Below are 25,942 nucleotides of genomic sequence, written 5' to 3'. Positions count from 1 at the left end.
GGGAGTGCACCGCCGTATGGGTTCGGCCCCCCAATCGACGACGTGAGGTTCACATGGCGCGGCTCAGCGGAAAGATCGCAATGGTAACGGGCTCCGGCGGCGGCATCGGCGCGGCGATCGCGCATCGCTTCGCTGCCGAAGGAGCGCACGTCTGGGTGACCGACATCAACGGCGAGACCGCCGAGCAAACCGTTCGCGATATCAAGGGCAACGGCGGCGCCGCGACGGCGATGGCCGTCGACGTCTCGAAAGGCCAGGATATCACCGCACTGTTCCGCAACATCGAGAACGCGCACGGCTACGTCGACGTCGTCGTCAACAACGCCGGCATCCTCGTTCGTGGCGAAGTCCGCCAGCTCTCCGATTCCGATTGGACGAAGCTGCGCGAGGTGAACCTCGACGCCATCCTCAGAATTTCGCGTGATGCGCTGCCGCTGCTTCGAAAGTCGAAGTCCGCGTCGCTGATCAACATCTCGTCGATCATGGCGAACCGCGGTCTGCGCCCGCTTGCGGCCTATACCGCCACTAAGGGTGCCGTCACGGCGCTGACGAAGGGGCTGGCGGTCGAGTACGCGCCGTTCAACATCCGCGTTAACGCGATCGCGCCAGGCTACGTCGAAACCGCCATTACGGACCGCCTGCTGAAGCTGCCGCCCGTCAAACAGGCCCTGATCGACAAGACCCCCATGGGCCGCCTCGGCCGCCCGGAGGATATGACGGGCGCGGCGGTCTTTTTTGCCTCCGACGACAGCCTATATTGCACGGGATCGGAACTGGCCGTCGATGGCGGCATGGGAGCCGGGCTTTAATCGCAAGGAACGCCGTCCAAGGTGGGCTGGCGCGGGGCGGCGATATCACCTATAAGCGCCCCGAGATAATATGCCACAGAGCAGGGGAAGGCACCGCCTCCGGGCGGGGCCCGATAGCTGCTTTTCAGGAGTTGACGATGGCGTCCAACGCCCAAGCCGAAAAATGGTCGCCAGATACCTGGCGCGGCAAACCCATCATGCAGGTTCCGGAATACCCGGACGCCCAGGCCCTCGCCGACGTGGAAGCACGTCTGGCGTCCTTCCCGCCGCTCGTTTTTGCCGGTGAAGCCCGTGAGCTGAAGAAGCAGCTTGCTGCAATTGCCGGTGGCCGTGGTTTCCTGCTCCAGGGCGGCGACTGCGCCGAGAGCTTCGTTGAGCATCGCGCCGACAACATCCGCGACTTCTTCCGCGTCTTCCTGCAGATGGCCGTCGTGCTGACGTACGCGGGCGGTGAGCCCGTGACGAAAGTCGGCCGCATCGCCGGGCAGTTCGCCAAGCCGCGCTCCTCGCCGACCGAGAAGAAGAACGGCCAAGAGCTGCCGAGCTATCGCGGCGACATCATCAACGGCACCGAGTTCACGGCCGAAGCGCGCATCCCCGATCCGCATCGCCAGCTCGAAGCCTATCGTCAGTCGGCGGCGACGCTGAACCTGATCCGCGCCTTCGCGACCGGCGGTTATGCCGATCTCGAACGCGTGCACCAGTGGAACATGGGCTTCGTCAAGGATAGCCCGCAGGGCCACCGTTATCAGGAGCTGGCGGATCGCATCGCCGAAACGCTGCAGTTCATGCGCGCCTGCGGAATCACGTCCGACAACACCTCGCAGCTGCGCACGACGAGCTTCTACACCAGCCATGAGGCGCTGCTTCTAGGCTACGAAGAGGCATTGACGCGCAAGGATTCGACCAGCGGCGACTGGTACGCCACGAGCGGCCACATGATCTGGATCGGCGACCGCACGCGCCAGCCGGATCACGCCCACGTCGAATACTGCCGCGGCATCAAAAACCCGATCGGCCTCAAATGCGGCCCGTCGATGGATGCGGACGGCCTGCTGCGCCTGATCGACCTTCTGAACCCGAAGGACGAACCGGGCCGCCTGACGTTGATCTGCCGCTTCGGCTACGACAAGGTCGAAACACACCTGCCTAAGCTGATCCGCGCCGTGAAGAAGGCGGGCCGCTCGGTCGTCTGGTCGTGCGATCCGATGCACGGCAACACAATCTCGGCCGTCACCGGCTACAAGACGCGGCCGTTCGACCGCATCCTGAAGGAGAGCCTGTCGTTCTTCGAGGTCCATCGCGCGGAAGGTACGCACGCGGGCGGCATCCACGTCGAGATGACCGGCCAGAACGTGACCGAATGCACCGGTGGCGCGACGGCGATTTCCGAGCAGGATTTGTCGGACCGCTATCACACCCATTGCGACCCGCGCCTCAATGCCGACCAGGCCTTAGAGCTGGCTTTCCTCGTTGCAGAGCAATTGAAGAAAGAGCGGAACGCGGACACGCACCTGGAGCCGAAGTCGCTCATCGCCTAACGGCGGGGCCTTTTGTTTGTGACGTTTGTGTGTATGCTGAACAGCGGCCCCGCTTGGCAGGGCCGCTGTTTTCATGTCGAGGGCCTGCTCACATGGGATTGCATATCTTTGCCGCGTTGGCGGTTTTGACATCCGCAACCGCAGCCATCGCGGCCGACCGCCGCCCGGCGACGTTCAGCGCCGTCAACGACGGCGGCGGCATGTGCTGGGACCCAGACGTGGAGTTCCCCGTCGCCTGCGAAGAAGACGGCGATTAAGCCAGCGGCTTCGGGGTTCTGGACCTGGGTCGCGCCGCGCCCTAAATAGCGGGCATGACATCACCCGCTTCGCTTAAGATCGCCCTCGCTCAGCTCGACCCCGTCGTCGGGGATTTGCAAGGCAACGCCGAACGCGCCGCCCGCGCACACGCCCGCGCCAAGGAGCTGGGCGCGGACGTCGTCGTCTTCTCTGAGCTGTTTCTCAACGGCTACCCACCGGAAGACCTCGTTCTGAAACCCGCCTTTCAGCAGGCGACGAAAGCCAAGCTCGAATGGTTGGCAGCCGCCTGCGCCGATGGACCCGCCATCCTGATTGGAACGATCTGGGCCGAAGGCCGAAAGGTGCATAACGCCGTCGCGCTGCTCGATGGCGGCCGCATCCAGGCGACGACGCTGAAGGTCGATCTGCCCAACTACGGCGTCTTCGACGAAAAGCGCGTGTTCGCACCGGGACCACAACCCGGTCCGCTGAATGTCCGCGGCGTACGCATCGGTGTGCCCATCTGCGAAGACATCTGGAGCACCGAAGTCGTCGAGACGCTGACCGAGACGGGCGCAGAAATTCTCGTTTCGCCGAACGGCTCGCCGTTCGATTGGCCGAAGCCCGACGCCCGCATGAATGTCGCCGTCGCGCGCGTCACCGAAAGCAACCTGCCGCTCGTCTATCTCAATCAGGTCGGCGGCCAAGATGAGCTGGTGTTCGACGGCGCGTCGTTCGTGTTGAATGCCGACCGCAGCCTTGCCGTGCAGCTTCCGGCTTGGCGCGAAGACGTGTCCGTAACGGAATGGACCCGCACGCCGTCGGGCTGGGTCTGCCGGAAGGATAAGGTCGCGAAGCTCACCGAAGGCAAAGCCGCCGCTTACCACGCCTGCGTTCTGGGTCTCAAAGATTATGTCGAGAAGAACGGCTTTCCGAGCGTCGTGCTCGGTCTGTCTGGCGGCATCGACTCCGCGCTTGTCGCGGCGATAGCCGTTGATGCGCTGGGACCGGAGCGCGTTCACGCCGTGATGCTGCCGTCGAAGTACACCTCCGACGAGAGCCTCGAAGACGCCGCCGCCTGCGCCAATGCGCTCGGCATTCGCTACGACAAAGTTTCGATCGAGCCCACCGTCGCCGGTTTGACCTGGAGCCTGAAGGATCTCTTCACAGGGACCAACGCCGACATCACCGAAGAAAATCTGCAAAGCCGCGTGCGCGGCACGATCCTGATGGCGGTGTCGAACAAGTTCGGCGGCATGGTCGTGACCACCGGCAACAAGAGCGAGATGTCCGTCGGCTACGCCACGCTTTACGGCGACATGAACGGCGGCTTCAATCCGATTAAAGACCTCTACAAGACAGAGGTCTACGAGCTGGCGCACTGGCGCAACGCACACGTGCCGGAAGAAGCGAAAGGACCGGCGGGCATCGTCATCCCAGAGCGCATCTTGACGAAAGCACCGACGGCGGAGCTTCGCGCCAACCAGACCGATCAGGATTCGCTGCCGCCTTATGCAGAACTGGACGACATTCTGAATTGCCTCGTCGAAAAGGAAATGCCGCTCGCAGACGTCGTCGCGCGCGGCCATTCGGTCGAGACGGTGAAGAAGATCGAGCGGCTGCTGTATCTAGCCGAGTACAAGCGCCGCCAAGCCGCGCCCGGCGTCAAGATTTCCTCGCGTAACTTCGGCCGCGATCGCCGTTATCCGATCACGAACAAATTTCGTGAGGATGTGATGCAGGCGGACCAGAAAGCGCCTCCAGTCCCAAAACCTCCAATAGTTGCCAAAGGCGCCTGACGCCAAACCATCGCTCCGTCATGCCGACGGAGGTCGGCACCCCAGACAATCGCTCAATGTCGAAATTGTCTGGATCCCGGCCTGCGCCGGGATGACGGCAAGAATCAAGCGCCTCGCCGCCGCCTTACGAGGACGACGAACAGAACTTGCGTTCGACGGTGCGCACGCTAGGTTGCGCGCAAATCCGATCATCAATCGAGCTTTTCATGAAACCACGCGTCCGCTTTGCTCCGAGCCCCACGGGCCGCATCCATATCGGCAACATCCGGACGGCGGTGCTCAATTGGCTTCTCGCCAGAAAGTACGGCGGCACATTTCTGCTCCGGCTCGACGATACCGACACCGTGCGCTCGACACAGGAATATGCGGAAGCGATCTGTGATGATCTTAAATGGCTCGGCCTCAACTGGGACGAGTTCGCGCGACAGCAGGATCGCACGGGCCTGTACGACGAAGCAGCTGAAGCTCTGAAAGCCAGTGGCGCGCTCTATCCATGCTTCGAAACGGAAGAAGAATTGGACCGCCGCCGCAAGCGCCAGCTCGCGATGCACAAGCCGCCGATCTACGACCGTGCAGCGTTGAAGTTGTCCGACGACGAAATCGCAACCCGCATCGGTCGTGGCGACAAACCGCATTGGCGCTTCCGACTTCCGAACACGGAAGAGGAGCGCGGTCTCGCGCCGCAGCCCACGCTCGTGTCGTGGAACGACTTGATCCGCGGCGACCAGACGGTCGATCTTGGTTCGCTATCCGACCCGGTGCTGATCCGTGAGGACGGCACGTATCTCTACACCTTTACCAGCGTCGTCGATGACGTGGCGTTCGGCATCACGCACATCGTGCGCGGCGAAGATCATGTGACGAATACCGGCGTGCAGATGGCGATCTTCGAGGCGATGGGCGCAACCCCGCCGGAATTCGGCCATCACTCGTTGCTCATCGGTGCGGATGGGCAGGCGCTGTCGAAACGTCTCGGCGCACTGTCCGTGCAAAGCTTCCGCGACGATGGGCTGGAGCCGATGGCGGTGCTCTGTCACGCCGCGCTCGTCGGCACCTCTGATGCGATCGAGCCATTCAAGTCGCGCGATGAGCTGGCCGCCAAACTTGACTTCGCAAAAATCTCGACCGCGCCAGGACGCTTCGACGTCGCCGAACTGAAGACGCTCAACAGCAAGCTGCTGCACATGCTCGACTACGCCGACGTTGCGGATCGCTTGCGCGCGCTCGGCATCGAAGGTCGCGAAGACTTCTGGAACGCCGTGCGCGGCAACCTCGAACTCTTCGCCGATACGCAGGACTGGTGGACGGTTGTGGCGGGAGACATCGATCCGATCATCGAGGATTCGAAAGTGACCGTCGCGGGCGCGTCGCTGCTGCCGCCTGAGCCGTGGAGCGAAGCGACTTGGTCGGAATGGACCGGCGCGATCAAAGCCAAAACCGGCGCAAAGGGCAAAGCGCTCTTTCACCCCCTGCGCCTCGCGCTGACGGCACGTGAAGCCGGACCCGAGCTGAAGTTCCTGCTGCCGCTGATGGGCCGCGACCGCGTCCTTGCCCGCCTGGAAGGTAAGAGAGCTTAGCGGATCGCCATCGTCATCCCCGACTCTCGACGCGGCTACGGCCGCGCTCGGCCGAGGATGACGAAAGTTACTGCTGCGGCTGGGCTTCAGTCTGCCAGCCGCCGGCGCCGATGGACGGAGCGGTTTGCGGCTGCGTCTGCGGTTGGGCGGTTGCGTCGGGTAGCGTTTCCGTTTGCACGGATGTCGCGCCGGTCGTCATCGGCTGTTGCGGCGCGGCGGCATCGGCCCGGTGCTGTCCTTGAAGAGTCTGCAGGGCGCCTTCAACCCTCTTGTCGCCATCGGCAGGGGTATAGTCAGCCGCCTTGCACGAGCAGCCGTTGACGTATTCCTTGCGATACCGGAACGCGAACTTGAGCTTCGTGTACGGCTCCTGATCTTTCATTGCGACCGCTTGCTCGACGGTCCCGCCGGGATTGGGATAATAGAACAGCTCCGACGGCGCCGCGCAGTGCGACGAGCAGACGTCCGCGTCATGATCGAAATGGCTGGGCAGCGTCGAGAAGCTCACCGGGAAATAGAAGCCGTCGCATAGACGGACGCACAGCGTACGATAGGTCTGCGCACCGTTCGCAGCGCGCGGATTCCAGGTATTGCCGCCGCTTGACTCTTCGTCTTCCCACATGCCGCCGGTGTTGCCGTCTTCGCGCCGGGCCATCGCAGAGTAATTTGCGCCGCAGTTGTTGCGCGCAAGTTCGCGGATGATGTCGTCCTGATACGACCGGCCCGACGAGCCGAGGATATCCTGCCGCTGCGCATCGAGATCGGAGAGCCGCCGCTTCGAATTGTCGACCTGCCGGGCAAGGTCCTTACACTGCGGGATGTTCTTCAGCGACTTCGTGAACAGGAAGTATTCGTAGCAGCCACGATCGAGCCGCGCTTGCGTCTGGTCGACGGTGGTTTCGAGCTGGCGAATTTCGCCTTCGATGCGAGGCAGATCGGCCTGCGACTGGCCGTTTTTCTTGTTCTCCTGCACAAGCCGCTGCTCAAGCTGCAGACAGATCGGGTTGCGATAGCTCGATGCAGACGATTGCGGCGGCGCGCTGGGCTGCACGGGAACGCCGGCCTGGGGCGGGGCGGCCGGATAGCCGGGTTGCGGCGGAGCCGACGGATACGCGGCAGGAGGCTGCCCTTGCGGCGGAGGCATGGGGGCCGGCGGAGGTTCCCGGTAGACAGGCTCCTGCGGTACGGGCGGACGGTCGCCGCCGTCCTGACGGTCGTCACCGCCGCCGCCGAACGGCCACCAGCTTTGCGCCGAGGCCACCTCCGAGACGAAAAGCAAGGCAATTGCCGCGGCGGCAAGTGCAAGCGCCAGCCGGCGAACGGTCGTGTTGATTGGACTTCCTTGGCTCACGCCTGCTCCCAACGTCCCCTAGACGGTATGCGCGCGCAACGCTCGAAGGCGCTCAAAAATCACGCATTCCGGACCCTAAGCAGCGATTTGCTAGCGGGTCAATTGGGAGCAATTGAGACATTCCACGTTTTACAAGCGGTTTCAGCAGCTTGACGGATGTGGAAAGGAGCGGATAAGGCCCGGCGGCAGACTTATCCCCGCGCCGTGCAGCTATGGCATACTGCGGAAATCATGAATGACGATGGACGAGGTCCGGCTTTGGCGCTGAAACTTTACAACACGTTGACCCGGCAGAAGGCCGCCTTTGAGCCGATTGATCCAAATAACGTCCGTATGTACGTCTGCGGCCCGACGGTCTACGACTATGCCCACATCGGCAATGCCCGTCCGGTCATCGTGTTCGACCTGCTGTTCCGGCTGCTCCGTTATATCTTCGGGCCGGGTCACGTGACCTACGTCCGCAACATCACCGACGTCGACGACAAGATCAACGCCCGCGCTGCGCGCGACTATCCCGACCTGCCGCTGAATGAGGCAATCCGCAAAGTCACACAGGCGACGGAAGATCAGTTTCACAAGGATATCGACGCACTCGGCGTTTTGCCGCCGACGTACGAACCGCGCGCGACCGAATACATCCGCCGTCCCGAAGGCGGCGAGGACATGGTCTCGATCATCGAGACACTGGTGAAGAACGGCCACGCCTACGTCGCCGAAGATCATGTGCTGTTCGATGTCGCCTCGATGCCGGACTACGGCCGCCTCTCGAACCGTTCGCTCGACGAGATGGAGGCCGGCGCCCGCGTCGAGGTCGCGCCCTACAAGAAAGGGCCGATGGACTTTGTGCTCTGGAAGCCGTCGAAGCCCGGCGAACCGGCATGGCCGTCGCCCGCCGGTATCAAAACGCCGGGGCGCCCAGGCTGGCATATCGAATGCTCGGCGATGTCGGGCGCGTTGCTCGGGCCTGTATTCGACATCCACGGCGGCGGCATCGACCTGACGTTCCCGCACCACGAAAACGAAATCGCACAGTCGCGATGCGCACACGGCACGCCGGTAATGGCGAACGTCTGGATGCACAACGGCTTTCTACAGGTCGAAGGCGAGAAGATGTCGAAAAGCCTCGGCAACTTCATCACCATTCGCGAGCTGTTGAATGACGGCTGGCCGGGCGAAGTGTTGCGGCTCAATATGCTGCGCACCCACTATCGCCAGCCGATCGACTGGACGAAGAAGGGCATGGAAGAGAGCCAGAAAATTCTCACCGGTTGGTTCGCGCTCGACGGCATCGACACCGGCAATCGCGATGCAATTCCGGCTGCCGTTCTGGAAGCGCTCGAAGACGATCTCAACACGCCGAAGGCCATTGCAGAACTGCACGGGCTGGCCGCCGCCAATGATGTAAAGGGGCTCGGCGCTGCGCTGGGGCTCTTGGGTTTCGACGGGGCATCTTTGAAGGCCGCTGACGTGCGCGCAGCAGAAAGCGCCCAGGCCGTCGCGGCGACCATCGAGCCGCTGATCGTGGCGCGCCTCGAAGCCCGCAAGCGTAAGGACTTCAAGGAATCGGACCGTATCCGCGATGAACTCGCGGCGATGGGCATCACGCTGAAAGACGTGAAAAACAAGGACACCGGCGAGATCGAAACCACCTGGGAAGTTGCTCGGTAGGTGACTGCACCCGAATCAAATCATCGACATTGGCTATCGCGATGACTGTCAATAGCTTCGGGCCGATCATGCACGGTTGCTATGAGTTGACCACCAAATGTGGATGGCAGGCATAGGCCATTTGACATAGCTCTCTCGCTGCCTCAGCCTTGAATGGTTGGGGGGCCCGATGATCAAACGCGCTTTCTTGCATATCGGTGGAGAGAAGACCGGCTCCACGACACTGCAGCGTTTTTTGACACGGAATGCCGAGCTTTTGAAACAAGCGGGCTTCTATTACCCTTGTGCGTCAAATGACATCTGCTTCGAGCACGATGCGCATTTTCCCGTTGCTGGCGCTCTCATTGACGGTGAGGTCGAGTTCGTCTCTGCGAAGCGGCAACCCATGCTACCGTCGGTATTGGCGCATCTAACGCAAAGCGCACGCGCGGCGGACGGCAATCTTATCCTATCGTGCGAGCATTTCTCATCGCGTATCACGCGGCTGTGTCAGCTTCAAAAGCTGCGCGACGCACTACCGACAGATGACATCAAGATTGTTTTTTACGCTCGCGAGCCGTCGGAGCTGGCTTTGGCGTCATGGTCCGAGAGCATTCGGAACGGGAGTCATCACAGATTCAGCGCCGATCAGATTTTGCCTAAGGCTCGTTTCTTCAACCATTTGCAGACACTCGATTTATGGGCGGAAGCGTTCGGCAGAAGCAACTTGATCGTGCGAGAGTACGACCGCACTCAAATGGCAGACGGCGATATTCGGCGGGATTTCTGCGAGCAACTCGGCGTGGAGATCAGAGATCCGCTGCTCGATGACGACCGCAATATCTCACTCGATTTGCAGCGCCTCGAAGTTCTCCGCCACATTAATGAGGCCCTGCCGAAGTTCGGCGAGTGCGCAGACGGTTGGCGGCGTGCCCAATGCATTCGAGGCCTGGTCACGGAATTTATCCCTGAAGGCGAGCCGCTTGGGCGGCTGTTGAGCAAACACGAATCTGACGCGATCAAAGCGAGGTTCAGCGAGGTTACGCAAGAACTCGATAAGCGATATTTCGACGGTCGGCTGTCACGCAAATGGTTTCCCGAGAACGTTCCAGCAGATCCCGAGCCAAATAGCTTCACGGCCCTACAAGAGGCAGAGCTGATCCAGGCTTTGGTCGCTACGATCACGCGCATGGCGGAAAGAACGTCTGAGGATGGGACCTCGCATGCGGTCGGGGGGGCTCGAGCGTACCGGAAAAGGCGGCTTCGCAACACTCGGCGGAAGTTGAAACAGGCTCTTCAGGTAACGAAACAACGACTGTTAGCACCGTTCGAAGCCCGCGGCGCTTAATTGAAGATGAGCCGAACGGTCGCTCCGAATTGGGCCGACGATTGTCGCTGATCCAGAAGGGCGAATAAGGCTTTGCGGACCGGCCCCGCTGAGTGGCCGAGGGGCGTGTCTTCAGCACGCCCGACGACAAAGAGAAACTTTCTCAGCCTGTGAAATACCCCGGTTGGCCAATGTCGGCGATGAGCCCGATCTCTTTGGGCGTCCACCCGAGCCGCTGCTGAGTCAAAGCACTGGATGCCGGCATGTCGAGACCGGCGAACATCGCGAGCGGACCGAAATATTCGCCAGCTTCCTCTTTTTTGATCGAGACCACGGGGACGCCGACGGCGTGCGCGATAATCTCCGTCGTTTGGGACATCGGCACGCCTTCCTCGCCGACGGCATGATAGACGCCGTCCGCCATCCCTTTCTCCAACGCAAGCTTATAGACGCGGGCCACATCCAAAACGTGCGCCGCCGCCCAGCGTTCGCTGCCATCGCCGGCATAAGCAGCCACGCCTTTCTTGCGCGCGGCTTCAACGAGATAAGAAATCAGACCGGCCTTGCCTTTCTTGCCATGCACTTGTGGAAGGCGGATTGCCATCGCACGCACGCCGCGCGATGCATAAGCCAGCCCGACCTGCTCCGAGACGCGGGGAACATGCGGATTGGTGGACCGCATGTCCTCGGTGACGACCGTTCCTGGTGCGACGAGTCCCGTTCCCGATGTGACGATGAAAGGCTTGTTCGTGCCTTCGAGTGCGTCCCCCATCGCTTCGATGGCGCGCTTGTCGATCTGTCCATTCTCGGCGAATTTCGCGAAATCGTGGATGAATGCGCAGTGGATTGTCCCATCGGTCTCGCGAGCACCGTCTTTAAGGCTATCGAGATCTTGCAGGTCGCCACGGTGCACGTTGGCGCCCGCCGCCGTCAGGGCCGCCGCACCCGTGTCGGAGCGTGCCAAGCCCAGCACCTGGTGTCCGGCGCCAAGCAATTCATCGACGACAGCGGAGCCGATAAAGCCCGTCGCGCCGGTCACAAAAACACGCATGATATCCTCCTCAGTTACGTCGGAGGCTATCTCGTGCTAGCGTCTATGCTGGTAAAGACGTGAGTTTATACGGGTATAATCACTAATACGATGAGTTTGTCGGACACCAAAGAAAGCGCGCTCGGCGCTTACCTGAGAGATCGCCGGACGAAGCTCGATCCCGCATCGTTCGGCTTGCCGCTGGTACGCAGGCGCACGCCAGGACTCAGGCGCGAGGAGGTGGCACAGCGCGCCAACGTCAGCGCCACTTGGTACACGTGGCTGGAGCAGGGGCGCGGCGGTGCGCCATCCGCCGACGTGCTCGACCGTATCGCGCGTGCGCTGATGCTGACGGATGCCGAGCGCGAGCATCTGTTCATTCTGGGTCTTGGCCGCCCGCCGGAGGTGCATATCAAGGAAGACGAAAGCATCACGCCGCGCCTGCAGCGTGTGGTCGACGCTTTCGAGCTCAGTCCCGCGATGATCAAAAACGCGATGTGGGATGTCGTTGCTTGGAACCGCGCGTTCGCAACCGTCCTGACCGACTATGGCAAGCTACCGCCGGAGAAGCGCAACATCTTGCGCGTCGTCTTTGGCGATCCTCACGTTCGCTCGGTGCAGTACGATTGGGAGAGCGTTGCGCGGTTCATCGTGGGCGTTTTCAGGGCGGACGTGGCGCGGATAGGCGCGACTGCGCGCGTGAGCGCACTGGTCGATGAGCTTTGCCAGTCGAGCCCGGATTTCGCACGGCTGTGGCGCGACAACGATGTCCGCAACTACGGGGGCGGAATGAAGAAGCTCCGGCATCCGGTTCTCGGCACCGTCACTTTCGAATATTCGGCATTTGCCGTCGATTGCCGCCCTGATCTTGGAATGATCGTATACAACCCCGCGACACCCGAAGACGCCGAGCGGGTAAAGTCTTTGATCCGTTCGGCAGGCGGTTGAGCCGCAAAGCTTGCCTGCCTTTCGCCGGCGACCGACGGCGATCTACGAGCGGCCTTCGTGTTGCGGCACGCCGTCAATCAGCCGGAAAAATGCCGTGAGGCGGGCAGCGTCATGAAACTGCTCCATCCGCGAGATCTGCATGCCGCGAAACATCACGATCTGACGATATGTGCCGGAGTGGCATTGTCCCGTTTCTCTATCTTTCAGGAAATAGGAGACGCGCGCTCGTCCTATACCGGCGTGAAATTGAAAAGCGTCCACCACCGCCATGCCGGTTGCCTTCGCGTTGATGTCTCTCAGGAAAACGCCCATGGCGTCCCTGCCCTGGATGACCAGAGGAGGAGATGTGCTGTCGACTGCATTGCGCTGAAACCATATATCATCGGCATAGGTGCGGAGGACACCCTCGATATCGCCGGCGCTCCAGGCGCGGTGCGCCTCATCGATGATGGCTTTTGCCGTTGCGAAGTTCAGCGACATTCGTCGGTCTGTTCAAAGGTCCGCTGTGTGCACGGTTAATCCGTACTGGCAGTTTCGGACAGGGATTGGGCAACGTCAAAGGAATTGCGGCGGCGATTTTTAGTTATTCTGAGGGTAATGGCTCAGGGAGGAGCGAAAAATATGGCACCGAAGGAGGTCAACAGGGGGCTTGCATCGGCCCCCGCATGGGGGTAGGCCCATCGCAGCATCCCATAAGCCCTGGCGACACCAGAGAAGGCCGGTTAACGCCGGTCCGCGCCGGTTTGTTTAGCCCAGACGTTTACCCTCAGACGCAGCCATGTCCAACGAATATCCGCTCCGCCCCTTTCTGCCCGCCGACGCGATGGCGCTGCGCGATCTTTTCGCCCAGTCCATCGACGAGCTGACGGTCGATGACTATGACGAAGATCAGAGGCTCGCTTGGGCCGCAAGCGCGGAAGACGCTGCCGAATTCCGTGCCCACTTGGCGGCAGCCTTGACGCTCGTCGTGCAGCTCGACGGTGAATATCTGGGTTTCGGGTCCCTTAAGGACAATAAAACCATCGACATGCTCTACGTGCATCCCGACTACGCAGGCGAGGGGGTCGGCACCGCGCTGGCCGATGCGCTGGAGAAGATCGCAGGTGCCAGGGGCACCGAGGCTGTCACGGTCGACGCAAGCGACACGGCCGTGCCGTTCTTTGAAAGCCGAGGCTACGTCGCGACGCAGCGCAATTCTGTTCCGCGCGACGATCAGTGGCTTTCCAACACGACCATGATAAAGCGGCTCGCCGAGAGCCAAACGAAGAAAACGACCGAACCGTCATGAGCAAGGAACGCCTTTATCTTTTCGATACGACGCTGCGTGACGGCGCGCAGACGACGGGCGTCGACTTCTCGCTCGAAGACAAGCGCCGGCTGATGCGCGTGCTCGATGACCTCGGCATCGATTATATCGAAGGCGGCTATCCCGGCGCCAACACAACAGATACGGACCTGTTCGCATCCCGTCCGAATTTCAAGTCAGCGCGCTTCACCGCGTTCGGCATGACGAAGCGGGCAGGGCGGTCGGTCTCGAACGATCCGGGCTTCCAGGCAGTCTTGCAGTCGGCAGCTGACAGCATCTGCCTCGTCGCCAAATCGTCGGACTATCAGGTCCGCGTCGCGCTCGGCATCACGAACGAGGAAAATCTCGAAGCCGTCGATCAATCGGTGCGCGCCGTCGTCGAGACGCAGCGCGAAGCCATGATCGACTGCGAGCATTTTTTCGACGGCTACAAGTCGAACAGCGACTACGCCATCGCCGTCGCCAAAACCGCGTACGATGCCGGTGCGCGCTGGGTCGTGCTGTGCGATACCAACGGCGGCACGCTCCCGCATGAGATCGAACGCATCGTCGCCGATGTCGCCAAGCACGTGCCGGGTTCGCATCTTGGCATCCACACGCATAACGATACGGAAAACGCCGTCGCCAACACGCTGATGGCGGTCCGCGCAGGCTGCCGTCAGATCCAGGGCACGTTGAACGGCCTCGGCGAGCGCTGCGGCAATGCCAACTTGACGTCGATCATTCCGACGTTGCTTCTGAAAAGCGAGTTCGCAGAATACTTCGAAACCGGCGTCACGCCGGAGAAGCTGCGCACGCTGACGCATGCGAGCCGTGTTCTCGACGAGCTTTTGAACGAAGCGCCGAACCGCCATGCGCCCTATGTCGGCGAAAGCGCCTTCGCGACCAAGGCCGGCATTCACGCGTCTGCGCTTCTGAAAGCACCAGAGACCTATGAGCATGTTCCGCCCGAGAGCGTCGGCAACGAACGGCGCATCCTCGTCTCGAAGCAAGGCGGGCGCTCGTCGTTGACGTCGGCGCTTGAACGCCTCGGCCTGCCCTCCGATAAGGACGACACGCGCGTGCAGGCGCTGCTGGACGAGGTGAAGGCGCGCGAGGATCAGGGCTATTCCTATGAGGCCGCCGAAGCCTCGTTCGAGCTTCTAGCCCGGCGCGCGCTCGCGACCGTGCCTCGCTATTTCTCGGTCGACAATTTCCGCGTAACGGTCGAGCGCAAGGAAGAGCGCTCCAAAGCCCGCAACGGCAACGGCACCGTTTCGCAGGCTGTGGTCACCGTTTCGATTGCAGGCGACGACGCAGCGCTGGTGTCGGTCGGCGAGGGGAATGGTCCGGTGAACGCGCTCGACAAGGCGCTGCGCAACGACCTGGGTCGCTATCAGAAGCACATCGAGAACGTCGAGCTTGTCGATTACAAGGTTCGCATCCTGACGCAGACGCGTGACGGTGGCACGGCGTCCGTCACGCGCGTTCTCGTCGAAAGCCTAGACATGGAAACCGGCGAGCGCTGGACCACCGTCGGCGTCTCGCCCAACATCATCGACGCCAGCTTCGAAGCACTGCTCGATAGCATCAACTACAAACTCCTGCGCGACAATGCCGCTGCAGGATGACGGCCTTCACTGCAAGCGCTGTCACCTAGACTGACGAAAGCGCTTGCGTGAGATCGGCAATGAGATCGTCAGGATGCTCAATCCCGATTGAAAGCCGGATCGTTCCTTCAGAGACGCCGATGGCTGCGCGAACGTCGGCCGGAACGCCTGAGTGGGTCGTCGAAGCGGGATGGCACGCCAGCGATTCCGTGCCGCCCAAGCTGACCGCGAGCTTGAAAATTTCCAGCCGATTCAAAAACTGAAAGGCCTGGCGCTCGCCGCCGGCAATGTCGAATGAGAATGTCGAGCCTGCGGCTTTGCATTGTGTTTTGAAGACGCGATGCTGCTTCGTTCGGGGTTCGAGGAAAGCCAGATAGTGGACTTCGGTAACCGCCGGATGATCGCGCAGAAACTTGGCGACGGCCGTCGCATTTTTGTTGGAACGCTCCATGCGAAGTTCCAGCGTTTCGAGCGAACGGCCAAGCATCCAGCAGGAATGCGGATCGAGTTGCGTTCCGATCGCGCCGCGCAAAAGTTTTACGGGGCGGGTTAGGTCCGTGCTTCCCAATACGGCTCCGGCAATGAGATCGGAATGGCCACCGACGTACTTCGTCAGAGAGTAGATCGACAGGTCCGCTCCGAGCGCCAAGGGCCTTTGAAATAGTGGTCCCAGGAGCGTGTTGTCGCAAATGAGAATGGCGCGATGCCCTTGCTGCTTTGACGTTTCCTCCGCAATGCGCTTGACGAGTGCGATATCGACCAGCGTATTCAGCGGATTTGACGGCGTCTCGATCAGGAAGAGCGCAATGCGCCCCTTCGTTTGCGCAAGCGCAACGGCCGCGCGCACGCTTTCTTCGTCCACGCCATTGGCAAAGCCGACCGCACGAATGCCCAAGGGTTCAAGCGTCCGCGACAGAAGCGTTTCTGTCCCACCATAGAGCGGCTGCGAGTGGACGATCACGTCGCCGGGCCGCGCAAAGGTCAGCACCGTGGTCGAGATGGCGGACATTCCCGACGAGAACAAGATACACGCGTCCGCTTCCTCATAGACCGCGAGGCGTTCCTCCACGATCTCGCTGTTGGGATGATTGAAGCGCGAATAGACGAGGCCCGCCGACGTCCCTTTTGGCGGCTGCTTTCGCCCCGCAACGTAATGAAAGAAATCGCGGCCTTCTTCCGCCGATTTGAACACGAACGTCGAGGTCAGGAACACCGGCGGCTTGACCGCGCCTTCCGACAGAAGCGGGTCGTAACCGTAGCCAAGCATCAATGTTTCGGGGTGAAGTTTGTGCTTGCCGATATGGGTTTTAGACGGGCGCGGAGGAGCCATGACGTGCGGCCTCGGGTTGGCGGCCGGGATCGCAAGGCGCTTAAGATTCGCAATCCGAGACGCGATTCAACGGAAAGACAGTATGTTTGTCTTTGAGCGCGGCGGAGTCAAACGAGGCGCGATGTTTTGGAATTGCCGGTCTGCCTAAAGCGCGCGCGACAAGGCTACATCCAGCTCTTGCCGTCTTCCGCCTGGCATCCCGCGGGTGGCAGGGCGTTGGGAAAGTTCGCGTGCAGCTTATCGCAACCCCATTTGCGGATCGGCGTGGGGAGTGCGCTGTTGATCTGAATGCCCGTCTCATCATACGGGCTCGTCTTGTTCGTTACGTAACTATACCAGCGCTGACCGAAGAAAATAACGAACGCCACGATAGTGATGATGACGATACGGAGTGCTCTGCGCATGGGGGAATCCTAATTCATCTGCGAACGCCCCCGCCATGCCGCGCGAATGTGTCGAGGTCGCGACGCGGCGACGGTTGTCAGCTAAGAACGAAGCAACTCGGCCGTGCCCGGCGGTCAGCTCCCGGCGGGGAGGCGGCGCACCGACAAAAAGCTTATCCCCCCGCAATCGCGCCGACGATGAGGAACGGCTGCGTGCCGCGCACGACGTCGTCGGGCAGCGGCGTATCCGGCGCGTCGTGCGAGAGATCGCGCTGACACGCGAAGAAGCGCAGGAACGGCCGCCGTTTTTGCGTGCCCTGATCGCGGATTGTACCGCGCAGCACCGGATACGTTTTCTCCAAGGCATCGAGCAGCGACCGCTGCGTCACCGGCGCGTCGACGTCAACCGTGACTTCACCGTTGATGCTGGCGTGCTTCTTGAGATGCGACGGCAGGACGACACGGATCATGTTAGCGTTTGCACCTCGACCGAAAGCACTGGCGGCAGATCGCGCACGATGGCGCTCCACGTATCGCCGGCGTCGGCAGAACCGTAAACTTGTCCGCCCGTCGTTCCGAAATAGACGCCGCACTGATCAAGCCCATCGACGCACATCGCGTCGCGCAGCACGTTCACGTAGCAATTGGACTGCGGCAGACCGTTGGTCAGCGCTTCCCAGTCATTGCCGCCCTTACGGCTCCGCCAGACCTGCAACTGGCCATCGACCGGAAAATGTTCCGCGTCGCTCTTGATAGGCACCACGTAGATCGTCTCGGGTTCGTGCGCGTGAACATCGATGACGAAACCGAAATCAGTTGGCAGGTTGCCGCTGACCTCGCGCCACGAATTGCCCGCATCATCGGAACGCATCACGTCCCAATGCTTCTGCATATAGAGCACTTCGGGCCGCGACGGATGCATGGCGATGCGATGGACGCAATGTCCGACTTCCGCTGTCGGATCGGGCATGAATTCCGATTTCAAGCCTCGATTGATCGGCCGCCACGTCGCGCCGCCGTCATCGGTTCGAAACGCGCCCGCCGCCGAGATGGCGATGAACATGCGCTGCGGATCTTTCGGATCGAGCAGAATGGTATGCAGGCACATGCCGCCCGCACCGGGCTGCCAATGCGGACCCGAGCCGTGGCCGCGCAGGCCGGAAAGCTCCGCCCACGATTTGCCGCCATCCTTCGACTGAAACAGAGCCGCATCCTCGACGCCGGCATAAACCGTGTCGGGGTCGGAGAGTGACGGCTCGATGTGCCAGACCCGCTTGAACTCCCACGGATGCGGTGTCCCGTCATACCATTGGTGCGTGCCGGGAACGCCGTTGTAGGCGAACGAATTATCGACGGCTTCCCACGTCTTGCCGCCGTCGTCGGATCGCTGGATTTGCTGTCCGAACCAGCCGCTCGATTGCGACGCATAGATGCGGTTCGGATCGGCAGGCGAGCCTTTGAGATGGTAGATTTCCCAGCCCGCGAAATGTGGCCCGCTGACGTCCCAATTCTTGCGCGCGCCATCGGCCGTCAGAACGAATGCCCCTTTCCGCGTGCCAACCAGCAATCGAACGCTCGTCATGTCGCCTCCCGTTCTCGTTGTCCGGCGATCCGCTTTGTGGCCCCGACTGAAGGCCTTTTTCCGGTCGCCGTCCACTTCAAGACGAACGGCTGCCGTCCATTCCGACAGGGCATCGCAAAAAAGAATTGAACGACTTTTGTGATTGTCGTCTTCGGAACAGGCCCGAGCACACTGGGCGTCTTATCAGATGACGGGTGAGCAAAAAGCCCCACCGTCATCCGGCGAAGGCCGGGATCCAGACAGACCGCAGCATGCCGGATGGGGAGGCTCGACTGGGGTGCCGACCTTCGTCGGCATGACGGAAGATTTCAGTACCCCCGGCGGCCGCGCGCGGCAGGCGGGTCGCCGGGCACCAGTCAAGAAAGCGTCACCGGCGCGGTCGCCGAGACCGCAACGCCTTCGTCGTCGATCCAGGTGATCTCGATCGTGCCGGGACCGGGAACGCGCAATTGAAACGCCAGATACGGATTGGCCGAAATGCCCGGCCCGAACTCGGCGCGGAAAACCTGTTGGCCGTCGAATTTCGCAATGAACGTATTGATGATATCGCGCGGGATCGGCTTGCCGTTCTTGTCGTGTCGGTTGCCCGTTTCCATGATATGGCGGATGAGCGTCTTCACCTCAATGACATCACCGGCCTTGATGGTATCGGGCAGCTTGATGCGGGGACCTGTGGCAGCCATCCGATCGCTCCCCTAAATCCCGCAGCCGCCGATAAGCACTTTTACGCGCGTCGTCGACACCAGCATGTCACCGCTCGAAAGCTCAGCCAGCACGATCACCTCCTGCGTCTTCGCAAGCCGCATGCGGCTCTGCACAAGCGCGACGGCATTTACTGGCGACAGACGGAACGTCGCGACATGCGCATGCGGGTTCGCGGTCGAAAGAATGTGAATGGCTTTGACGTGATCGGCTTCCGTCATCGGGCTGTCGACCACAATGGTAATCGGCACGAAATTGCCGTTGTCCGCCGTCTCGGGAAGATCGACGCTGATCTTGCCGTCGATTGGCTTCGCATTGCCAACGATGCGCGCGAAATCGTCCTTGAAGTCCTGGCTAGGCACGAATGCGTCTGACGCGCTGGCGTCGGCATTCGCGCGCGCGATGAACGGCGCCAGACCAGCCGCCGCCACGCCGGCGATGAGGAACGTCCGGCGGCTCAGGACGGCAATGTCGATCCGGTCATGCACGCGAGCCTGCCTCACATCGCAGCGATTGCTGTTTTATATATAGGAATGGCGTTCGCCGACCGGTCGCGCAACCTTACGATTTATTTTCCTGACATGCGCGGCTGCCCGTGGCAAAGCTCGGTCAAAACGGCCGTTAAGAACGAAAAGAGGGCGCATGACAGCGCACCAGCATCGGGCCAAGACACGGATTAAGTCTGGGGGCGGGGAATGACCGGTATTACACGCCGTGAATTCAATGCATTGGCGGCGGGCGTCGGTGTTGCCGCCTTGACCGAGCTGCCGCGTCCCGCGTTGGCGGCAGGTTCTGCGAAGATCGTCGTCATCGGCGGTGGACCTGGCGGCGCGGCGGTCGCCAATCGCCTCAAATCGGCCGACGCCACGCTCGATATCACGCTGATCGAGCCGAAGGTAAAATATACAACCTGTTTCTATTCGAACCTGTATCTCGGCGGCTTCCGCACTTTCAAATCCATCACGCACGATTATGAGGGCGTGAAAAAGCGCGGCATCACGGTTCTGACCGACACCGCGACGGGCATCGACACGACGGCGAAAAAGGTGACGCTCGCCAAGGGCCCGACGCTGACGTATGACCGCCTCGTCGTCGCGCCGGGCATCGATTTCAAATGGGATGCTATCGAAGGCTATTCGCCGGAAGCCGCCAAAATCATGCCCCACGCGTGGCAGGGCGGCCCGCAGACGTGGCTTCTGAAGGAAAAGCTGCTCGCGCTGCCTGACGGCGGCCTCGTCGTCATGGCCGTGCCGCAGAACCCTTACCGCTGTCCGCCGGGGCCTTATGAGCGCGCCTGCATGATCGCGCATTTCCTGAAAACGAAGAAGCCGAAAGCTCGGCTCGTGCTTTTCGATGCCAAGAAAACCTATTCCAAGCAAGCCGTGTTCGAGGAAGCCTTCAACGAGTATTACAAGGACATCGTCGAGATCAATCTGACCAACGAGATTGACGATTTCTCGGTCATCAAGGTCGATGCGAAGACAGGCGTCGTCACCACGAAAGCCGGGCGGACCGAACGCGCCGCGCTCGCCAATATCATCCCGCCGCAGAAGGCGGGCGCCATCGCTGCGAGCGCCGGCTTGACCGAGGGCGACTGGTGCCCGGTCAATCCGGAGAATTTCACGTCGACCAAGGCGAAAGATGTCTACGTGCTCGGCGATGCTGCAATTGCGAACGAAATGCCAAAATCAGCCTATTCCGCCGTTAGCCAGGCGGGCGTCGTCGTCAACGACATGATCGCCGACCTGCAGGGCAAGCCGCGTACGCCAGGCCGCTACCGCAACACCTGCTGGTCAATGCTCGCGCCCGATAACAGCGCCAAGATCGGCGGCGACTATGTGCCTGCAACCAAAGACGGAAAAGCATACCTGGAGATCAAGGACGGCTTCATCTCGAAGCCGGACGACAACGCCGAACTCCGCCGCCAGGTGAACGAGGAAAGCGCCGACTGGTATCAAACCATCGTCGAAGACCTGTTCGATGAACCGTCCCAGCAGGTGACGCTTCCCAACTTCCGCAATCCTTAAGCTTTATCGCGCAGCATCTGGCCGGGCCGAAGGGAAGGCCTATGTATCTGCAAGATTAGCGACTGCCGTACAAACGTGATTAATTAGGCTCAGAATAGACCCTGGAAGCCTTCGCGCTGGACATCTGGCGGCGGGCAACCCAAGTTGACGTATACGTCAACGGATGATAGGGCGCGCTGAGACTGATCGCCTAGCGGCAGCCCTGTTCGGGAGGCACGGAAATGGCACCCATTGTTCTGATCCTGGTGGCTTTTGCCGCTGTTCTGGCGCTGGGAATGGTACGGGCGCCCCTGTGGGGCTGGGCGGCCGCCGTCGGCGCCTGGACGCTGCTGGCGACGGACGGCCATATCGGTCTCGTCTCTTGGATCGCGTGGCTGCCGTTCGTGGCGCTGGCCGTGCTGTCGATCCCGGCCGTGCGCCGCAGCCTCATCATCGCGCCGGTCTTCGCCCAGATCCGAAAAATTCTGCCGCGCGTCTCCGACACCGAAGCGCAGGCCCTCGAAGCAGGAACCGTCGGCTTCGACGCCGAACTTTTTTCCGGCACCCCCGACTGGGACAAGCTCAAATCCGTGCCGTCGATCGAGCTAACGCCCGAAGAGCGCGCTTTCCTCAACGGCCCGACCGAAGACCTCTGCCGCATGATCGACGACTGGCAGGTGCGCCACGCGTTGCACGACGTGCCGGACGAGATCTGGGACTTTGTGAAGAAAAACGGCTTCCTCGGCATGCTGATCTCGAAAGAGCACGGCGGCCTCGGCTTCTCGGCGCAGGCGCAATCGCTGATCCTCGGCAAGATCGCGTCGCGCTCTCCCGATGTCGTAACGATCGTCATGGTTCCGAACTCGCTCGGACCGGGCGAGCTGATCGAAAAATACGGTACCGACGAACAGAAGCACTATTATTTGCCGCGTCTCGCCAAGGGCGAAGAAGTGCCGTGCTTCTCGCTGACTGGACCGACGTCCGGCTCCGATGCCGCCACCATGCGCGACGTGGGCTACGTCACGCGCGGCACTCACAAAGGCCAGGAGACACTCGGCATCCGCCTGTCGTGGGACAAGCGCTACATCACGCTCGGACCCAAGGCGACGCTCGTCGGTCTCGCATTCCGACTGTTCGACAAGGACAACCTGCTCGGCAAGGGCGAGGACGTCGGCATCACGCTGGCGCTGATCCCAGCCGATCATCCCGGCATCAACATTGGCCGCCGCCATCTGCCGTCCGGCGCGGCGTTCCCGAACGGCCCCAACTGGGGCAACGATGTTTTCATCCCGATGGATTGGGTCATCGGCGGCGACAAGATGGCTGGCAACGGCTGGCGTATGCTGATGGAATGCCTGTCGGCCGGACGCGCCATTTCGCTGCCGTCGTCGGGCACCGCCGGCGCCAAGATGATGCTGCGCGTGACGTCGGCTTATGCCCGTATCCGCAAGCAGTTTGGGCTTCCTGTTTCGCGCATGGAAGGCATCGAGGAAGCGCTCGTCCGCATGATCGAGACGGCTTACGTCAATGAGGCCGGTCGCGCCATGACGGCCGCGATGGTCTCACGCGGCGAGAAGCCGTCGGTCATCTCCGCGATGATGAAATATCAGACGACGGAGAAGCTCCGCCGCGCCGTCAACGACGCGATGGATATTCACGGTGGCCGCGGTATCTGCGACGGCCCCGCGAACTATCTGCAATCGGCATACCAGATGGTGCCGGTCGGCATCACCGTCGAAGGCGCGAACATTCTCACGCGTACGCTCATCACCTTTGCGCAAGGCGCGCTGCGCTCGCACCCGTATCTCTATAAGGAAGTGCAGGCGGCCCAGAACCCCGACAAGAAACGTGGGCTCGACGATTTCGAAAACGCCTTCAACAATCACATCGCCTTTTCGCTATCGAACGCGACGGGCGCGTTCGTGCACAACGTCACCGGCGGCGCTTTCGTAAAGGCGCCGGATCACGCGCTGCGCATGTCCGACTGGTATCGCCAGCTTGGCCGCGCCAGCCGCTCCTATGCCTTCGTCGCGGATCTGACGGTCGCGCTTCTGGGCGGCGGTCTGAAGATCAAGCAGAAGATCACCGGCCGCATGGCCGACGCGCTCTCCGAGCTTTACCTGCTGTCCGCCACTTTGAAGCGCTACGAAGACGACGGCCGTCCGGAAGGTGACGAGTTGGTCGTCCAGCTGGCCGCCGAAAATGCGCTCCATCGCTTCCAGGAAGCCATGAGCGGCGTGATCGACAATTTCCCGGTTCGCTGGGCGCGGCCGCTGATGCGCGCTGTCGTCTTCCCGCTCGGCCGCCGTCGTAAGCCCGCCTCCGATACGCTGGGGCATCGGGTTGCGCGCCATGCCCTGCAGCCGGGCGAAGTCCGCGATCGCCTGACGCGCGATATCTACGTCTCGAAGGACGTCAACGACCCCACCGGTATCCTGGAAGTGACACTGGAAAAGGTGATCGCCGCCGAGCCTATCGAGAAAAAGCTCGAAAAAGCCATCCGCGACGGCGTCGTGCGCCGCTATCATGGCAACGACTGGTTTGCCGAAGCGGTCGCCAAGACTGTGATCACCGAGACGGAAGCCGAACAGCTTCGCGAGGTCGAACGGCTTGTCGCGCGTGTCATCGCGGTCGATCATTTCGATCCGGCGGAAGTAAAACCGAATTACGTGACGCTCGGCCACAACGTTCGTGGCGCCGAGAGCCTGGCAGCGGAATGACCGCTACCGCATCCTATTTGTGTTGAGGGGACGAACGATGACGGAATTTGCGGCTGAGCCGAGCATTCTCGATCTCAAGGACTGGCGTTACTGGGGCGACGGCGAGGACATTGCCTGGGCCATTTTCGATCGCGAAGGCGAAAGCATGAATTCGCTCGGCCGCCGTCCGATCGAAGAACTGGCGACGATCATCACGCGGGCTGAAGCCGATGCCGTGTCCAAGAAAATCCGCGGCCTCGTCATCATGTCGGGCAAGGATCGCGGCTTCGTCGTCGGCGCCGACATCCGCGAGTTCGAAACCTTCACCAGCGAGCAGGACGTGATCTCGGCGTTGAAGCCCGTCAACGAACTGTTTGAGCGCATCGAGAAGCTGCCTGTCCCAGTTGTCGCCGCGATCCACGGCGTTTGCGTCGGCGGCGGCCTGGAACTGATCCTCGCCTGCCACTACCGCATCGCCACCCGCGATGATGCAACTCGCGTCGGCTTCCCTGAAGTGAAGCTCGGCATCTTCCCCGGCTTCAACGGCACGGCGCGGTCGATCAAGCAAGCCGGCCCGATGGCCGCGATGCAGGCGATGCTGACGGGCGGCATGATCCGCGCGACCGTCGCGAAGGCGCAGGGCTTCCTCGATCAGCTTGTTGGCAGCCCCGGTGAATTGCACTGGGCGGCACGCAAGGCCGTTCTTCAAAACCGTAAGTCGAAATCCGCGGGCGCTGCGAAGGCGCTGCTGGCGAAATGGCCGGCGCGCGGCTTCCTCGCCGGCAAGATGCGTCAGGAGACGGCAAAGAAAGTCCGCGAGGATCACTATCCCGCGCCGTTCCGCCTGATCGACCTGTTCGAAAAATACGGCGGCGACCTCCAGACCATGAAGCGCGAAGAAACGAAAGCCTTCGCGCCGCTGATGATGTCGGACACATCGAAAAACCTTCGCCGTGTCTTCCGCCTGACCGAACTTCTGAAAGGCCAGGCCCCGCGCGGCCTGAAGTGGCGTCCGAGCCGCGTCCACGTTATCGGCGCGGGCACGATGGGCGCAGACATTGCAGGCGTTTGCGTCGCTTCCGGCATGGAAGTGACGCTGCAGGATATTTCGCCGGATCAGCTCGAAAAGGGTATCAAGGCGCAGGGCAAGCTGTTTGCAAAGAAGTTCAAGACCAAGGCGACGCGCGACGCCGCCAAGGCTCGCCTTATTGCCGATCCGGAAGGCAAGGGCGTCGCCCACGCCGACGTGATCATCGAAGCCATCATCGAGCGGCTCGACATCAAGCAGAAGCTGTTTGCCGATCTCCAAACCAGGATCAAGCCGGGCGCCGTGCTCGCAACGAACACGTCGTCGCTGAAGCTCGAAGACATCGCCGCGCCTCTCAAAGATCCCGGCCGCCTCATCGGCCTGCACTTCTTCTCGCCTGTCGCGCAAATGCCGCTGGTCGAAGTCGTGCGCGGAACGAATACGCGCGACGATGAAGTGAAGAAGGGCGCAGCCTTCGTCACAGCCATCGACAAGTTCCCGCTGATAACGAAAGACGTGCCGGGCTTCCTCGTCAACAAGGTGCTGACGCCGTACATGTTCGCCGCGATGACGCGACTGGAGCAGGGCGAGGACAAGGAGAAGATCGACGAAGCCGCACGCACCTTCGGCATGCCGATGGGACCGATTGAGTTGGCCGATAACGTCGGCCTCGATATCTGCGCCCATGTCGCGAAAATTCTTGGCCAGTCGAGCGAAGGCTCGCGCCTCGATCGCCTCGTGGCGTCCGGCCGTCTCGGCAAAAAAACGGGCGAGGGCTTCTACGTCTGGAAGGACGGCAAACCCGTCAAATCCGACAAGAAATACACCAAAGCCGAACTCGACGCGTTGGGCCGCGAACTCGTCGCGCCGATGATCGACGAAGCCCAGAAGTCGCTTGACGAGGGCGTGGTCGAAAGCGCCGATCTCGTCGATGCCGGCATGATTTTCGGCACCGGCTTCGCGCCCTTCCGCGGCGGCCCGCTGCACTACAAGAAAAACCTCGCCGCAAAAAGCCCGTCGCCCGCGACGCAAGCCGCCGCTGCTGAGTAACG

Annotated in this window: 22 protein-coding genes; 13 read left to right on the top strand and 9 right to left on the bottom strand. The window is 61.6% G+C overall.

The genetic code is table 11. The features are described 5' to 3' along the window. Positions 1-53: 53 nt before the first annotated feature. The 5 genes from HYPMC_RS10220 (at position 54) to gltX (ending at position 5,963) form a co-directional block, all read left to right on the top strand. Positions 54-809: an SDR family NAD(P)-dependent oxidoreductase gene (locus tag HYPMC_RS10220; RefSeq protein ID WP_013947839.1), complete on the top strand. Its 756-nt coding sequence runs from the start codon at positions 54-56 to the stop codon at positions 807-809. A 137-nt stretch (positions 810-946) separates the two neighbouring features. Then, positions 947-2,350 (top strand): class II 3-deoxy-7-phosphoheptulonate synthase, encoded by a 1,404-nt coding sequence (locus tag HYPMC_RS10215; RefSeq protein ID WP_013947838.1) that lies wholly within the window; start codon positions 947-949, stop codon positions 2,348-2,350. Between the two features lie 92 nt (positions 2,351-2,442). Beyond that, positions 2,443-2,607, top strand: a complete 165-nt coding sequence (locus HYPMC_RS24205; RefSeq protein ID WP_155831225.1) for a hypothetical protein — start codon at positions 2,443-2,445, stop codon at positions 2,605-2,607. 54 nt (positions 2,608-2,661) lie between these two features. Further along, a complete protein-coding gene (locus HYPMC_RS10210; RefSeq protein WP_013947837.1) occupies positions 2,662-4,386 on the top strand; it encodes an NAD+ synthase in 1,725 nt (574 codons plus the stop codon). A gap of 206 nt (positions 4,387-4,592) precedes the next feature. Then, complete coding sequence (gene gltX / locus HYPMC_RS10205; RefSeq protein ID WP_013947836.1) at positions 4,593-5,963, top strand: glutamate--tRNA ligase; 1,371 nt, start codon at positions 4,593-4,595, stop codon at positions 5,961-5,963. A 67-nt stretch (positions 5,964-6,030) separates the two neighbouring features. Here gltX and HYPMC_RS10200 read toward each other — a convergent pair whose 3' ends face one another. Beyond that, positions 6,031-7,314 carry a DUF2865 domain-containing protein gene (locus tag HYPMC_RS10200; RefSeq protein WP_013947835.1) on the bottom strand — a complete coding sequence of 428 codons (1,284 nt, stop codon included), beginning with the start codon at positions 7,312-7,314 and terminating at the stop codon, positions 6,031-6,033. Between the two features lie 258 nt (positions 7,315-7,572). On the opposite strand from HYPMC_RS10200, the gene cysS reads away from it, so the two are divergent. Both cysS and HYPMC_RS10190 read left to right on the top strand, forming a co-directional pair. After that, on the top strand, positions 7,573-8,982 hold the full coding sequence (gene cysS / locus HYPMC_RS10195) for a cysteine--tRNA ligase (RefSeq protein ID WP_024275898.1): 1,410 nt from the start codon (positions 7,573-7,575) through the stop codon (positions 8,980-8,982). Positions 8,983-9,151: 169 nt separating this feature from the next. Then, on the top strand, positions 9,152-10,309 hold the full coding sequence (locus tag HYPMC_RS10190; protein ID WP_013947833.1) for a hypothetical protein: 1,158 nt from the start codon (positions 9,152-9,154) through the stop codon (positions 10,307-10,309). 142 nt (positions 10,310-10,451) lie between these two features. Here the strand turns inward: HYPMC_RS10190 and HYPMC_RS10185 are convergent, their stop codons facing one another. Continuing rightward, positions 10,452-11,339: an SDR family oxidoreductase gene (locus HYPMC_RS10185; RefSeq protein WP_013947832.1), complete on the bottom strand. Its 888-nt coding sequence runs from the start codon at positions 11,337-11,339 to the stop codon at positions 10,452-10,454. 90 nt (positions 11,340-11,429) lie between these two features. On the opposite strand from HYPMC_RS10185, the gene HYPMC_RS10180 reads away from it, so the two are divergent. Next, positions 11,430-12,266, top strand: a complete 837-nt coding sequence (locus HYPMC_RS10180) for a helix-turn-helix transcriptional regulator (protein WP_013947831.1) — start codon at positions 11,430-11,432, stop codon at positions 12,264-12,266. Between the two features lie 42 nt (positions 12,267-12,308). On the opposite strand, the gene HYPMC_RS10175 is transcribed toward HYPMC_RS10180, so the two are convergent. Further along, positions 12,309-12,746 (bottom strand): nuclear transport factor 2 family protein, encoded by a 438-nt coding sequence (locus HYPMC_RS10175; RefSeq protein ID WP_013947830.1) that lies wholly within the window; start codon positions 12,744-12,746, stop codon positions 12,309-12,311. 298 nt (positions 12,747-13,044) lie between these two features. Between HYPMC_RS10175 and HYPMC_RS10170 the strand changes: the two genes are divergently transcribed. Together HYPMC_RS10170 and cimA are read left to right on the top strand one after the other, a co-directional pair. After that, positions 13,045-13,554 carry a GNAT family N-acetyltransferase gene (locus HYPMC_RS10170; protein WP_013947829.1) on the top strand — a complete coding sequence of 170 codons (510 nt, stop codon included), beginning with the start codon at positions 13,045-13,047 and terminating at the stop codon, positions 13,552-13,554. Next, positions 13,551-15,182 carry a citramalate synthase gene (gene cimA, locus HYPMC_RS10165; RefSeq protein WP_013947828.1) on the top strand — a complete coding sequence of 544 codons (1,632 nt, stop codon included), beginning with the start codon at positions 13,551-13,553 and terminating at the stop codon, positions 15,180-15,182. The genes HYPMC_RS10170 and cimA overlap by 4 nt, the downstream gene beginning before the upstream one ends. A gap of 25 nt (positions 15,183-15,207) precedes the next feature. Here the strand turns inward: cimA and HYPMC_RS10160 are convergent, their stop codons facing one another. The 6 genes from HYPMC_RS10160 to HYPMC_RS10135 all read right to left on the bottom strand — a co-directional run bounded on the left by HYPMC_RS10160 (position 15,208) and on the right by HYPMC_RS10135 (position 19,646). Then, entirely contained in the window at positions 15,208-16,491 is a 1,284-nt protein-coding gene (locus HYPMC_RS10160) for a cystathionine gamma-synthase family protein (protein WP_013947827.1), read from the bottom strand. Between the two features lie 164 nt (positions 16,492-16,655). After that, positions 16,656-16,895, bottom strand: a complete 240-nt coding sequence (locus HYPMC_RS10155; protein WP_013947826.1) for a hypothetical protein — start codon at positions 16,893-16,895, stop codon at positions 16,656-16,658. A 152-nt stretch (positions 16,896-17,047) separates the two neighbouring features. Continuing rightward, positions 17,048-17,344, bottom strand: a complete 297-nt coding sequence (locus HYPMC_RS10150) for a MoaD/ThiS family protein (protein WP_013947825.1) — start codon at positions 17,342-17,344, stop codon at positions 17,048-17,050. Beyond that, positions 17,341-18,456, bottom strand: a complete 1,116-nt coding sequence (locus HYPMC_RS10145) for a hypothetical protein (RefSeq protein ID WP_013947824.1) — start codon at positions 18,454-18,456, stop codon at positions 17,341-17,343. Before HYPMC_RS10145 ends, HYPMC_RS10150 begins: the two co-directional genes overlap by 4 nt. Before the next feature lie 356 nt (positions 18,457-18,812). Further along, positions 18,813-19,139 carry a thiosulfate oxidation carrier complex protein SoxZ gene (gene soxZ, locus HYPMC_RS10140; protein ID WP_013947823.1) on the bottom strand — a complete coding sequence of 109 codons (327 nt, stop codon included), beginning with the start codon at positions 19,137-19,139 and terminating at the stop codon, positions 18,813-18,815. 12 nt (positions 19,140-19,151) lie between these two features. After that, complete coding sequence (locus HYPMC_RS10135; RefSeq protein ID WP_013947822.1) at positions 19,152-19,646, bottom strand: thiosulfate oxidation carrier protein SoxY; 495 nt, start codon at positions 19,644-19,646, stop codon at positions 19,152-19,154. Positions 19,647-19,853: 207 nt separating this feature from the next. Here HYPMC_RS10135 and HYPMC_RS10130 point away from each other — a divergent pair, with 207 nt between their 5' ends. The 3 genes from HYPMC_RS10130 to HYPMC_RS10120 all read left to right on the top strand — a co-directional run bounded on the left by HYPMC_RS10130 (position 19,854) and on the right by HYPMC_RS10120 (position 25,940). Then, positions 19,854-21,185 carry an FAD/NAD(P)-binding oxidoreductase gene (locus HYPMC_RS10130; RefSeq protein WP_013947820.1) on the top strand — a complete coding sequence of 444 codons (1,332 nt, stop codon included), beginning with the start codon at positions 19,854-19,856 and terminating at the stop codon, positions 21,183-21,185. Positions 21,186-21,406: 221 nt separating this feature from the next. After that, a complete protein-coding gene (locus tag HYPMC_RS10125) occupies positions 21,407-23,884 on the top strand; it encodes an acyl-CoA dehydrogenase (RefSeq protein WP_013947819.1) in 2,478 nt (825 codons plus the stop codon). 37 nt (positions 23,885-23,921) lie between these two features. Then, positions 23,922-25,940, top strand: a complete 2,019-nt coding sequence (locus tag HYPMC_RS10120; RefSeq protein ID WP_013947818.1) for a 3-hydroxyacyl-CoA dehydrogenase NAD-binding domain-containing protein — start codon at positions 23,922-23,924, stop codon at positions 25,938-25,940. The last annotated feature ends 2 nt before the right edge of the window (positions 25,941-25,942 follow it).

Origin of the sequence: Hyphomicrobium sp. MC1, from assembly GCF_000253295.1 — a bacterium.
Taxonomy (GTDB): Bacteria; Pseudomonadota; Alphaproteobacteria; order Rhizobiales; family Hyphomicrobiaceae; genus Hyphomicrobium_B.
The sequence above is the reverse complement of the archived record's forward strand: the minus strand, read 5'-3'. Positions and strand labels throughout refer to the sequence as shown.